Source organism: Rhodococcus sp. SB1D (assembly GCF_048573875.1).
GTDB lineage: Bacteria > Actinomycetota > Actinomycetes > Mycobacteriales > Mycobacteriaceae > Rhodococcus_F > Rhodococcus_F qingshengii.
Map to the genome: position 1 here is coordinate 231,891 of NZ_JBMAIQ010000007.1, position 12,202 is coordinate 244,092.

General features: G+C 61.8%; 12 protein-coding genes. 10 read left to right on the forward strand and 2 right to left on the reverse strand.

Annotation, left to right across the window (positions count from 1 at the left end; translation table 11 throughout):
* The first annotated feature begins 94 nt into the window (after positions 1-94).
* From ACN50D_RS17740 to ACN50D_RS17780, 9 genes are all read left to right on the forward strand, one after another.
* A complete protein-coding gene (locus ACN50D_RS17740) occupies positions 95-898 on the forward strand; it encodes an ABC transporter ATP-binding protein (RefSeq protein ID WP_021345217.1) in 804 nt (267 codons plus the stop codon).
* Positions 895-1,608 (forward strand): ABC transporter ATP-binding protein, encoded by a 714-nt coding sequence (locus tag ACN50D_RS17745; RefSeq protein WP_003939931.1) that lies wholly within the window; start codon positions 895-897, stop codon positions 1,606-1,608. The genes ACN50D_RS17740 and ACN50D_RS17745 overlap by 4 nt, the downstream gene beginning before the upstream one ends.
* A gap of 3 nt (positions 1,609-1,611) precedes the next feature.
* Positions 1,612-2,508: a branched-chain amino acid ABC transporter permease gene (locus ACN50D_RS17750; protein WP_003940241.1), complete on the forward strand. Its 897-nt coding sequence runs from the start codon at positions 1,612-1,614 to the stop codon at positions 2,506-2,508.
* Positions 2,505-3,593, forward strand: coding sequence for a branched-chain amino acid ABC transporter permease (locus ACN50D_RS17755; RefSeq protein WP_030534909.1), 1,089 nt, complete (start codon positions 2,505-2,507; stop codon positions 3,591-3,593). Before ACN50D_RS17750 ends, ACN50D_RS17755 begins: the two co-directional genes overlap by 4 nt.
* Positions 3,594-3,651: 58 nt before the next feature.
* On the forward strand, positions 3,652-4,935 hold the full coding sequence (locus tag ACN50D_RS17760; RefSeq protein ID WP_003939841.1) for an ABC transporter substrate-binding protein: 1,284 nt from the start codon (positions 3,652-3,654) through the stop codon (positions 4,933-4,935).
* A gap of 13 nt (positions 4,936-4,948) precedes the next feature.
* Entirely contained in the window at positions 4,949-6,670 is a 1,722-nt protein-coding gene (locus ACN50D_RS17765) for a class I adenylate-forming enzyme family protein (RefSeq protein WP_030534908.1), read from the forward strand.
* Complete coding sequence (locus tag ACN50D_RS17770; protein WP_021345212.1) at positions 6,667-7,068, forward strand: nuclear transport factor 2 family protein; 402 nt, start codon at positions 6,667-6,669, stop codon at positions 7,066-7,068. Before ACN50D_RS17765 ends, ACN50D_RS17770 begins: the two co-directional genes overlap by 4 nt.
* Entirely contained in the window at positions 7,049-8,053 is a 1,005-nt protein-coding gene (locus ACN50D_RS17775) for an LLM class F420-dependent oxidoreductase (protein ID WP_249342789.1), read from the forward strand. The genes ACN50D_RS17770 and ACN50D_RS17775 overlap by 20 nt, the downstream gene beginning before the upstream one ends.
* Positions 8,054-8,118: 65 nt before the next feature.
* Entirely contained in the window at positions 8,119-8,919 is an 801-nt protein-coding gene (locus ACN50D_RS17780; RefSeq protein ID WP_042451070.1) for a crotonase/enoyl-CoA hydratase family protein, read from the forward strand.
* Positions 8,920-8,965: 46 nt separating this feature from the next.
* On the opposite strand, the gene ACN50D_RS17785 is transcribed toward ACN50D_RS17780, so the two are convergent.
* Together ACN50D_RS17785 and ACN50D_RS17790 are read right to left on the reverse strand one after the other, a co-directional pair.
* The gene (locus ACN50D_RS17785) at positions 8,966-10,267 is read right to left on the reverse strand and encodes an MFS transporter (protein WP_042451068.1); all 1,302 of its coding nucleotides are present in this window, start codon (positions 10,265-10,267) and stop codon (positions 8,966-8,968) included.
* A 267-nt stretch (positions 10,268-10,534) separates the two neighbouring features.
* On the reverse strand, positions 10,535-11,722 hold the full coding sequence (locus ACN50D_RS17790; RefSeq protein ID WP_003946405.1) for an ROK family transcriptional regulator: 1,188 nt from the start codon (positions 11,720-11,722) through the stop codon (positions 10,535-10,537).
* A gap of 194 nt (positions 11,723-11,916) precedes the next feature.
* On the opposite strand from ACN50D_RS17790, the gene ACN50D_RS17795 reads away from it, so the two are divergent.
* Entirely contained in the window at positions 11,917-12,147 is a 231-nt protein-coding gene (locus ACN50D_RS17795; RefSeq protein WP_030534904.1) for a DUF3263 domain-containing protein, read from the forward strand.
* The last annotated feature ends 55 nt before the right edge of the window (positions 12,148-12,202 follow it).

Consider the following 12,202-nt stretch of genomic DNA (forward strand, 5'->3'; position numbering starts at 1 on the left):
CCGGATCGGGGGCCGCACGTTGACGGAGTGCCTCTGTTTACTGTAGTAATCTCTATCACACTGTTAATTGAAGTGTCACGAGGAGGTGAAACCAATGCTTGGAAACACACCACCCGCACAACCCGCGAATGACCCGGTCGTACTCACGCTCTCCGATGTATCGATCGAATTCGGCGGAGTCACGGCTCTCGACGACGTCGGCTTCGACGTCCACGCCGGCCAGATCTGCGGACTCATCGGGCCGAACGGCGCTGGTAAGACCACGCTGTTCAACTGCATCACAAGGATTTACGAACCGAGTCGCGGTGTCATCACCTGGCAAGGAACCGACCTCTTGGGATTGCGGCCCTATGCATTGGCATCTGCAGGGATCGCTCGGACCTTCCAGAATCTCGCACTGTTCAGCGGCATGAGCGTCTTCGACAACACCATGGTCGGCGGATCGTCTCGGGGCCGCTTCGGACTGGCGAGCGGGGTTCTCGGCTGGCCTCCAGCGCGCGCCCGAGTCCGAGAACTGCGAGAGAAGGCCTGGTACCTGCTCGAACGCCTCGAACTCGTCGACGTCGCGAACGCGCCGGCAGCAGGCCTTCCGTTCGGAACACTCAAGCGCGTCGAACTGGCACGAGCATTGATGTCCGAGCCTTCGCTGCTTCTGCTCGACGAGCCCGCCGGCGGGCTCACACACAGCGAAGTCAAGGAGCTGGGAGAACTGATCGTCTCGCTCCGCGACGACTTCGGCTTCGGAGCGCTTCTGGTCGAACACCACATGGGATTGGTGCTGGGTATCTCCGATCACGTTGTCGCACTGAACTTCGGCCACAAGATCGCTGAAGGTACTCCGGCGGAGATCCAGCAGAACGACGCCGTGATCAATGCTTATCTGGGGCGAGCGGCATGAGCCTGCTGAGCGTCGATGATCTGCATGCCGGTTACGGGCGAGGCAATGTACTGCACGGGGTTTCGCTCGACGTGGAACCCGGCGGGGTCGCTGTTGTTCTCGGCGCGAACGGTGCCGGCAAGACCACCATGATGCGTGCGCTTGCCGGATTGATTCCGCACCAGGGAACGATCACCTTCAACGGTTCGCCGCTCGGATCCAAACCTGAACGCGCCGTGGCCGCCGGCGTCAGCCTTGTCCCACAGGGCCGTGGAACTCTCGGTCAACTGTCGGTACGTGACAACCTGCTCGTCGGCGCTGCGCTTCGCAACGACAAGGCGGAGATCGAGGCCGACATCGAGCGGTGGTGTGAGACATTTCCGGTGCTCGCGAGGAGGTCCACACAGTTGGCAGGTTCGCTGTCAGGCGGTGAACAGCAGATGCTCGCGGTCGCGCGGGCATTGATGAGCCGTCCCACCCTGCTTTTGTGCGACGAACCGAGCCTGGGTCTGGCGCCCATCGTCATCGCCGAATTGTTCGACACGCTCGGTGCGATCAACCGGAGCGACGGAACTGCACTGCTGATCGTGGAACAGAATGCCGATCTCGCGATGAAACTCGCGTCGAAGGTCTTCCTGCTCGACGTAGGCACCATCGTCGCTGCCGGCACGCCCGAGGAATTTCGTTCGGACGACGTCGTGCGCAGCGCCTATCTCGGGTACCAGGAGTAAACGGTGACACTCTTTCTCGAACGACTCATCTCCGGATTGACCAACGGCTCGATCTACGCAATTCTCGCGCTGGCACTCGTGGTGGTGTTCCGTGCCACCGGCACGATCAACTTCGCTCAGGGCGAGTTGGCCCTGTTCACAACCTTCGTGGCGTGGTGGCTCACAACGATGTCCTGGCCGATCTGGGCCGCGATCGGAGCGGCTCTCGCTCTCGGCTTCCTGCTCGGGGCGTTGATGGAGCGTCTGCTCATCCGGCCGGTTCAACGTAGAAGTGACATGGCAGTGCTGATAGTGGCACTGGGATTGTTCACCGGGCTCAACTCGTTGGCCGGAATGCTGTGGGGGAGCGAAACGAAGATCATGCCGAGCCCGTTTCCCAACGGTCCCACCGACTACATCTCGGTGGGCGGCGCGCGCGTGTACGGCGACGCACTGGGCGTACTGGTTGCGCTCGTTGTCCTACTTGTGTTGATGTCCTTGCTCTTTCGCAAGACGAGAGTCGGTCTGCACATGCGTGCCGTCGCGGACAATGCCGAATCTGCCACTCTCGCCGGAGTTCCGACCAGCCGGATACTCGCAATCGGCTGGGGTGTTGCGGCAGCGATCGGCGCACTGGCCGGTGTCCTGGTCACTCCGCTCTCGCCGCAACAACTCGGCCTCACGACCATGTTCCCGATCTTCATCGCAGCATCTGCGGCAGCGCTGTTCGGCGGTCTGGACAGTCTTGTCGGCGCAGTTGTGGGTGGGTTGACGATCGGTGTTCTGGAATCGATGCTCAGCGGCTACATTTCGGTCATCGGCGGTTCGCTGCAGCAGACATCCGCGCTACTGATCATCGTGGTGATCCTCTTCGTCAGACCCAATGGACTGTTCGGTACCAAGAAACTGGAGCGGGTATGACGACGCTTGCCGAGAGAAATGAACCCGCGGTCGCCGAAAAGGCAGTCAGGCAGCCGCGCGTGGTGGTTGCCGGATCGACGTCGTACCGGATACTCCAACTGGTTCTGCTGGTGGCTGCCGTCTGTGCCCTGCTCCTCGTGTCGCAGAGCGCGCCGTTTCGCGTAGGGCAGTTCACGAGTGTCTTCATCATCGCGATTGCCATCGCCGGACTGAATATCGTCAGCGGGTACACCGGACTTCTGTCGATCGGCCATTCTGCCTTCTTCGGCCTCGGCGCGTACACGACCGGCGTTCTGATCGTCGATCGCGGATACTCGCCGTTGACCACAATCCCGATGGCAGTCGTATTGTGTTTCGTACTAGGACTTCTCGTCGGGCTTCCCTCCTTGCGGATCAAAGGGCTGTATCTGGCTCTCGTTACCCTCGCCGTCGCTGTGGCGTTTCCCGAAGTGATCCGCAAGACCGGGGATCTCACCGGTGGCGCGGCCGGCATGGTCGTTCGTGCGAATCTTCTGGTCCCGCCGAAATGGACGGGTTTGACCCGCGCGGACACCTATCTCTGGATCTTCTGGGTTTCGGTAGTGACGCTGGCAGTGGTCATGCTCCTGATCCGCAATCTCGTCAAGAGTCGATTCGGTCTGGCAATGGTTGCGGTGCGCGACAACGAGATTGCGGCGAGTGCAAACGGCATCAACGTCGCGCGGGTCAAGATTCTCGCTTTCGGACTTTCCGGCGCGATCACCGGTCTGGCAGGTTCGCTGTTCACGATGTACATCGGCGCGCTCTCACCCGAGTCCTTTTCGTTGATGAAGTCGATCGAGTTCATCACCGGACTGGTGTTGGGCGGAATCGCAACGCAATTCGGCCCGATCGTCGGGGCGACGGCAGTGGTGTTCCTGCCGTACTACACCGGAAGCGTCACCGACGGCCCCGTGTCGGGAGTGGTGTTCGGCGCGGTGCTGATCGCGATCGTGTTCTTGATGCCGGACGGAATCGTCGGCCGGATCAACAGCGTTCTCCGACGGTTTGTCCTCGTGGTTCCCGCAGATCATCCCAAGTATCGCGAAGGTGAACCCCGCACCTGAGCGCCGTCTCCCTCGCCCACTCTCGTTTCTCTCAACTCACAGCAAGGAACTGGACGATATGAAAAGGCAGACCACGATTCCCGCAGTCATCGCCGCTGCGGCACTACTCCTTTCGGCCTGCGGAGGTAACTCCGACGCAGAGAGCAACACGTCGACCTCGGCCGGAGCAGTATCGGTCGACGACTGCAGCGATCCCAGTGGTGCCGCGGCGCCGATCACCGACAAACTCACGGTGGGGTGGAGTGGGCCGACGTCCGGCCCGCTCGCCGACGCGGTCGGCAACGTGATCGAAGGAATGCGAGCACGGTTCGAGGTCGAGAACGCGGCCGGCGGCGTCGGCGGCGTCAAGCTCGACGTCGTGGTCAAGGACGATGCCTTCTCCCCGGAGCGCGCCAAAGCCAATGTCGGAGAGTTCATTCAGAAGGACAAGGTCGACGTTCTGGGCACGTTCGGAGCAGGCCAGTTGAACGCCATCGCGGACGACCAGACCACTGCCTGTGTTCCACTGCTCTTCGCGCAGGCAGGCATGCCCGAGTTCCGGGTGATCGAAGACTTTCCGTGGACCACGGAGTATCTACCGGATCCGGGCGTCGAGATGGAGGTAGTGGTCGAAAGCCTGAAGAAGAAGTATCCGAGCGGCGCCAAGGTTGCCTTGGCCACGAACCAGACCGAGTCCGGACAAGGGATCGCCAACGGCTTCAAGTCCGCGATCGAAGGAACGAACTTCGAGATCGCAGCCGAAGAGGCGCTGACCGACCCCAAGACGGCGGCATCGACCCTCAAAGCCAGTGGCGCCGAGGTATTGGTGGTGGCCGGTGTCACCACCGATTGCCTCGCGATCACCCAGGCGATCGGACGTGTCGGATGGAAGCCCGACACCGTGATTCAACCGTCGAACTGCGTCGACGGTGCGACGCTGTATGCGCCCGCAGGTGATGCTGCCGACGGGCAGCAGGTGATGGTGTGGCTCAAGGATCCCAACAACGCCCTCTACAAGGATGACGCGGCGGTACGTGACTACCTGGCCGGTGCGGCTGCTCACGGTGCCGATTCCCCGACCAACAGCTACACCGTGAACGGCTGGGCCATCGGTGACCTGTTGGTGGACAACTTCACTCGGGCCTCTGAGTCATCCGACGGACTCTCACGCGCCAGCATCATGAGTGCCGCACGAACGCAGGACTACCACCCGCCGATGTTCATCGACGGAATCAAATTCACGATGACCGCGGACCATGCATTGGGAATCCTGGCATTCCAGCCGTTCGAGTGGAACGCCGCTACCCAGGCGTTCGAGAAGCAAGGCGACGTGATCGACATTTCCGGCCGTTACGAGAACTGAAACGAGTACGCGAATGAACAAGGCACACAGGGGATTGCACCCTCGCGTCAAGGTGGACGAATACACCTCGAAGGGGTGGTGGTCCGACGAGACGATCGATCAGGTGTTCCGGGCGCAGGTGCGGGTACGCGGTGACGAACTTGCCGTGGTTGATCCGGCGAACCGGAGCGAGTTGTCCGGCGGAGATCCGCGACGCCTCAGTTGGAACCAACTGGAGAGCGAAGTCATCGCGCTCGCTGCCGGCTTCTCCGAGGTGGGTTTGGGCCGGGGAGATGTTCTGGGCGTGCAGATGCCCAATACCGTCGAATTGGTCGAGGTCTACCTTGCAGCGTGGTCTCTGGGGATCGTGGTCTCGCCATTGCCCATGCAGTACCGCGAACGTGAAGTGGAAGGAATGGCAAACCAGGCGGCGTTTGCAGCATTTGTCACCGTACCCAGTTTTGGTGACAGACTCCCTGCTACGGAGATCGCTGCAATCAGATCCCGGATTCCCTCTCTGAGATCGGTGTTCGCCTACGCTCCCGCATCCGAGCTTCCGGCCCAGTTGCCGGCCGGTGTCGTGGGGCTGAGTCCTCGGGCGGCCACCGAAACACAGCGCAGTGAATTGGATGTCCGAATCACCGAAGATCCCAACGACCCCAACGATGCGATGACGATCTGTTGGACCTCCGGGACCGAAAGCGAACCGAAGGGGGTCCCACGTTCGCACTACGAGTGGCTGGCCATCTGCTGGGCCACGATCGACGCTCCCGACATCGGCGTCGGCGACGTCCTGCTGAACCCGTTCCCGATGGTCAACATGGCCGGAATCAACGGAATGTTCCTGCCGTGGCTCCGCACGGGATGTGTACTGGTACAGCATCACCCGTTCGACCTTCGAGTATTCCTCGGGCAGATCGAGGCCGAGCGCGTGACGTACACGGTAGCGCCGCCTGCGCTGTTGTGGATGCTGCTCGCCGACGAGTCGATGCTCGCGGCGGTCGACCTGTCGAGCTTGACTCGGATCGGTTCGGGTTCGGTGCCACTGCAACCTCCGATGGTGCGGGGATGGCAGGAGCGATATGGAATCGGAGTCATCAACTTCTTCGGGTCCAACGAAGGCATCAGTCTGCTCTCCTCGCCTGCGGACATGCCGGATCCGGACGACCGCGCACGGTACTTCCCTCGTTTCGGTGTCGAGAACTTCCGCTGGAGCACCAGAATCTCGGACTGGATGGACGTTCGCTTGGTCGACGTGGTCACCGGCGAGGACATCACGGAAGTCGGGCACCCGGGTGAGTTGCGAATCAGCGGACCGACGGTCTTTGCCGGCTATCTCGGCGATCGGCCGTCTCCGTTCGACGAGCGCGGATTCCTCTGCACCGGAGACATCTTCGAGATTGCCGGGGATCACGGGCAGTTTCTCCGCTACCTGGACCGGGGGAAGGACCTCGTGATCCGCGGCGGAATGAACATCGCCCCAGCCGAACTGGAGGGATTGATCGCCGAGCATCCGGCCGTTGCGGATGTGGCCGTCATCGGCGACCCCGACGAAGTACTCGGTGAGCGCGTCGCAGCAGTGGTCACGCTGCGGCCCGAGACGGAACTCGAGCTGGACGCTCTGGTCGCGTTCCTGAAGGACAAGCGCATTGCGTCGTACAAACTTCCCGAGCGGCTGGAGATTCGGAAAGAACTGCCGCGCAATTCGACCGGAAAGATCCTCAAGCGTGAGCTTCGACAGAAGAGTGTGGCATGAGTGTGATGAACGACAGTGACAAGCTTGCGTTGGCGCGTGAGATGTTCCAGGCGTGGGACGTCATGGACTGGACACGCGTCGTCGACTTGTTCGCCGAGGACGGTGTGCTCCACAGCGTCATGCAGGAACCTCTTGTCGGCAAGGAGGCCGTTGCGGGCCGAATTGCGTTACTGGCAAGCAAGTGTGAACGGATCACACTGAAGATCGAGTCTCTCGGCGTGATCGACGGAAGGGTATTTGTGCAGCGAGTGGACGACTTCCACTTCGACGGTACCCATGGCGTCGTTCCTGTTGTCGGAATCCTCAGCATGGCAGACGGACGGATCACCGAGTGGCTCGAGTACTACGACCGTCCGACACTGTTGGAGGGAATGGGTCTTGTCTCCGACTTCGAGTAGAGGTTTGCCGACCATCGACATCTCCCTGGGGTTGTGGCAGGACCGTCCGCCGCGGGAGGTGACCACTACCGCGCGCCTCGCCGACAAACTGGGGTTCGGCCGAGTGTGGGTGGGGGAGATGGCGACGTACGACGCCTTTGCGCTGGCGACGTCGGTCGGCGTCGGCTTCGAGTACTCCGAACTGGTGGTCGGCCCACTCGCGGTGACGGTTCGTGATTCGGCGATGATCGCGATCGGGGCGGCGTCGGTGGCCGATCTCACCGGGCGCCACGTGTCGATCGCCTTGGGTACGTCCAGCACTGTCGTGGTCGAAAAATGGCATGGACGAAGCAGGTCCGGGGCAGCTCGGGCGCTCGCGGAGTCCGCCCGCGGTGTACGAGCGCTGATGGACGGTGAACGGGGCGAAGTCGCCGGAACGGTGATGCGGACCAGCGGATATCGGCTGCGACTTCAGCCGCCAGGTGGGCGGCTGATCGTTGCGGCATTCGGGGACAAGGCGCTTCGGGCCGCGGTGGAGTTGGGCGACGAACTGGTGCTCAATCTGGTCAGCCCGGAGCAAGCGGGGCGCCTGATCACACGGTGCAAGGAAATCGCTGCCGAGTTGGAAACCGGCATGCCTTTCGTGTCGGTGTGGGCACCGGCTGCCGTCGCCGAGAATGGACCGTCACAGGTGTCGATCGATCAACTTCGACGCGGGCTCGTACCGTATCTGGCTGCTCCGGGGTACTCGGACATGTTCGTCCGCGCGGGCTTCGCTGATGTGATCGAGGCAGCCAGGGCCGGGGCCGCGCCGCGCGAGCTCTTGAGCCAGGTCTCGGACGCGATGGTGGCAACGGTGGGAATCGTCGGGACTCCGGCCGATGCCCGCGAGCAACTCGAGGCGTACCGAGCGGCGGGAGTGGACTCCGTCGTGGCCGTGCCTTCATCCACTGATTCGGATCCTGCCGGCAAAGTGACCATGGAACTTCTTGCGGAGATGGCATGACGGACCCCCGACGAACTTACTCTCAGGTAAGTTCGTCGGGGGTATGTCTAACCGAAGGAGTAGCCGTGAGTGATCGCGTTCGTGTCGAGGTAGTGCAGTCGGTGGCGTACGTGACGCTCAGCCGACCGGAGAAACTCAACGGTCTCGATCTGGACATGCTCGACGCCCTGGTGGACGCCGCTCGAACTATCGAAGCTGATCGTTCGATCCGGGGCGTGATTCTTCAAGGCGCGGGTGACGCGTTCTCGGCCGGGTTGGACTTCGCCTCTGCGGGTAAGCAACCGAGGCGCATGGCGAAGGCCTTCGCGAAATTTCCCGGTCAGAAGACCAACCTCTTCCAACGCGCGTGCTGGGTGTGGCGCGAATTGCCCGTGCCGGTCATCGCGGTCGTTCACGGGCACTGCTTCGGCGGGGGACTGCAATTGGCGCTCGCCGCAGACTTTCGATTCACCACCCCCGATTGCACGTTCTCGGTGATGGAGGCGAAGTGGGGATTGATCCCCGACATGACCGGAACGGTCACGATGCGCGAACTCGCGGCAATGGACGTCGTGAAACGCCTCGCCATGACTGCTGAACTGTTCGACGGAAATCAGGCTCTCGAGTGGGGGTTCGTGAGCGGAGTCAGCGACAATCCGATCAAGCCGGCACAGGAACTGCTGTCGCAGATCGCGGTTCGCTCGCCGGACGCCGTCGCAGCGACGAAGACGTTGCTGCACAAGACCTGGAACCGCTCGCCTCGCGGCGCGTTCTGGATCGAATCGCGGATCCAACTGGCGCTGATGCGAGGCAAGAACCACAAGATCGTGCGTACAGCGAATGCTGCGAAGAAGTTGCCGGAGTTCGCCTTTCGAAAGTTCGGCTGACAAACTCCGGCATCGCGACGCCGTTGGGCGTCCACATTCAGGTCGATCACACCATCAGGTCTCGTCCTGATCGATCCTTGATGAGCATCGTGGCGACGAACGAGACCGCCGCCAGCAGGGCGAGGTAGATCGAGATGGCAAGGGTGCCACCGGTCTTGCCGAGGAGCCACTGTGCGACGGTGGGAGCAAAGGCGCCGCCGAAGATGGTGCCTACCGCGTAGGAGATCGACGCACCGCTGTAACGGATCGAAGCCGGGAACAGTTCGGCGAACAACGCGGGTTGAGGTCCGTACGACAGCCCGAGTCCGACCGAGAACAGGATCATCGCCACGTAGATCCAGCCGAGATTCCCGGTGTCGATGAGGAGGAAGAACGGCACCGCGAAGAGGACCATTGCGAGGTTGCCCACGTTCATCACCGTGGTGCGGCCGCGTCGATCCGACCAGTAGGCGCCGATCATGGTGAAAACGCCCCACGTGACGGCACTTGCGAGCGTGGCAATCAGTAGTTCGGTCTTACCCAGGCTATAGGTCTTGGTTGCGTACGCGACGATGAATCCGCCGATCACCATGTAGCCGTTGCCGTTTGTGCCGATGAAGGACAGCGCCGCGAGTACGACCTGCTTTGGGTGTTTCTTGAACAGAGTTCGGATAGGCGTGTTGCTCTCGGTGCGGCGTTCCTTGAGTTCGGCGAATACGGGTGACTCGCTGACCTTGCTTCGAATGTAGAAGCCGACGCCGATCAACACGACGCTGAGCAGGAACGGCACTCGCCATCCCCAGGTGGTGAACTGTTCGTCCGTGAGGGTGAATGTGCACAGTGCCAAAACGCCGGTGGCGAGCAACATTCCGAGCGGTACTCCCATCTGTACGAACGCTCCGAAGAACCCTCGACGCTTGGTGGGTGCGTGTTCGACGGCAAGAAGAGCGGCCCCGCCCCATTCGCCGCCCGTCGAGAATCCTTGGACGACGCGAAGCAGGATCAACAGGATCGGTGCCCAGATTCCGATCGATGCATACGTCGGCAGCACGCCGATGAGAACCGTCGCGGCACCCATCATCGCCAACGTCGCGACCAGGACACGTTTGCGGCCGAGCCTGTCGCCGAGATAGCCGGCCACGATGGCACCGAGAGGACGGAAGACAAAGCTGATGCCGACCGTGACGTAGGAGACGATCTGGCCGGCCGAGCCCATCGGCTTGAAGAACAGGTCGGCAAAGATCAGGGCTGCAGCTTGGGCGTAGATGAAGAAGTCGTACCACTCGACGGTGGTGCCGACCATCGACGCCATCGCGGCGCGGTCGTATTCCTTCGCGGCGGGCTTGGTGCCAGTTCTGGTTGTGGTCATCGAGCTACTTTCTGCCAGTCACGTGGTTCACCGACACGGTGAAACTGCGAAGTCGGAACAGGGGAGAAACGCTGTTCGATCTGCGACGTTGCCGGTGTGCTCGGTGCATGCTTTTGGCTGACTCGGAGCGTTCCTGCGCGATCTCATCGTCGATATCGACAACCGAATGATCGGTAGGTAATGAATTATGCAGAAGTGTGAGCGTCAACACAAGCGATGCCGGAAAAGTCTGATTGTTTGATGCGGAGCGTGCGAGAAGTCAGCGACTCACGTGTGGAGTGACGCCGCGATCCGCAGATCGATTTCCCTGGCGCTGAGCAGATGGTCGAGGACGAGAACCGCACAACCGAGGATGCCGGATTGTGCGCCGTGGCTGACCGAAGCGATCTGAAGCTTTCGGGTGGCAAGCGCCGTTGCGTTGCCGTAGACGGACTCCCGAAGCCCAGCGAGGAAGAGTTCGTCCGCCTCGGCCATGTCGCCGCCGATGATCAGGACCTCGGGATTGAGGAGATTGACCGCGCCGGAAATGACGTCGCCGATCAGTCGGCCGCTGCTTCTGATGAGCCGGCGGGCTTCGCTGTCGCCGTCCAGGGCGAGGCGGACGACATCACGCACGTGACCGACGCTTCGGCCCTGATCTCGGAGGGCGTGCACGAGAGCCCAACCGCTGGCGACAGTTTCGACGCAGCCGACGTCGCCGCAGCGACACTTCATGCCCCGCGCTGCAGCGGTTTTGGTATGCCCGATCTCGCCGGACGCTCCGAGTGAACCGCGTTGGAGGACTCCGCCCATGACGATTCCTGCGCCGAGGCCGGTTGACGCCTTGATCATCAGGAGGTTGGGCGCACTCTCGCGTCGCTCGCTCAATTCGGCCAGAGCCATCACGTTGGCATCGTTGTCCGCGAACAGCGGAGCCGTGGTCACCGATGCCAGATAGGGGGCAAGCGCGACTCCGTCCCACCCCGCCATCATCGGAGAGTCGAGGCTTGCTCCCGCGGCGACGTCGACCGTTCCGGGAATGCTCAGTCCGATTCCGATGACCTCGGTAGACGCGCGGTGGACCTGGGCCAGTAGTGACGAAAGATGCTCGGCAATTTCGGGCATCAGTTCGTCGGGGCCGACCCCGACCGACTTGTCGATGTCTTCTGCCGCGAGGATCGTGCCCGCCAGGTCGGTGACGGCAAGTTGTGCCCGCGATCGACCGATTGCCACGACGAGAACCACGCCGGACGAGTTCGCGAAGGTGAGAGTGGACGGCGGCCGGCCGCCCGTCGACGGGCCCTCGTCGTCATCGGCGATCAAACCAAGCGATTGAAGTGCTGCAACCCTGGCCGATACCGCCGTCCTGGACAGGCCGGTGAGCTTCCCGATCTCGCTGCGCGTGGTCGCGGAACCGCTGCGTATCAGCGTGAATACCTCTCCCGCGGTAGCCGGAGTCGTGGACGGTCGGGTCATTGTCCTATTCAAGCATTCCTCGTCGGTAACTTCAGCGTGCGAAAGTTCGCATACTTTGTCCACAAAAAGACGTAAGTAGGTCTTGTGAAAAAGCAGAAGTAGGCATAGTCTGTGTCTTGACTCACTGCCACGGGCGTCCGAGGAGACGAGTCGCAGTTTCTGTGAAGCAGGGCGCACAAACAGGGGAGAACCTGATGAGCCGCACCGATACACAAGAGATCGTCGAGTTCGCACGTAAGTGGCAGCAGTTCGACGGTGGACCTGACGAAGAGATCTTTGTAACCTTCGGCCTCGCCCCGGACGAGTATTTCCGCAGGCTGCAGGCAATTCTCGACGACGGCGTCGTAGCGCTGACTCCGCCGGTCACCGGCGAACTCGCAACGGTCTGTGCACATCGACTCGGCCAATCGGTCAGGCGTCGATAAGTCCGACCCGGCGTCAGCCCAGAGTCACCCGAATCCGTGTCACCCGAGTAAGGAA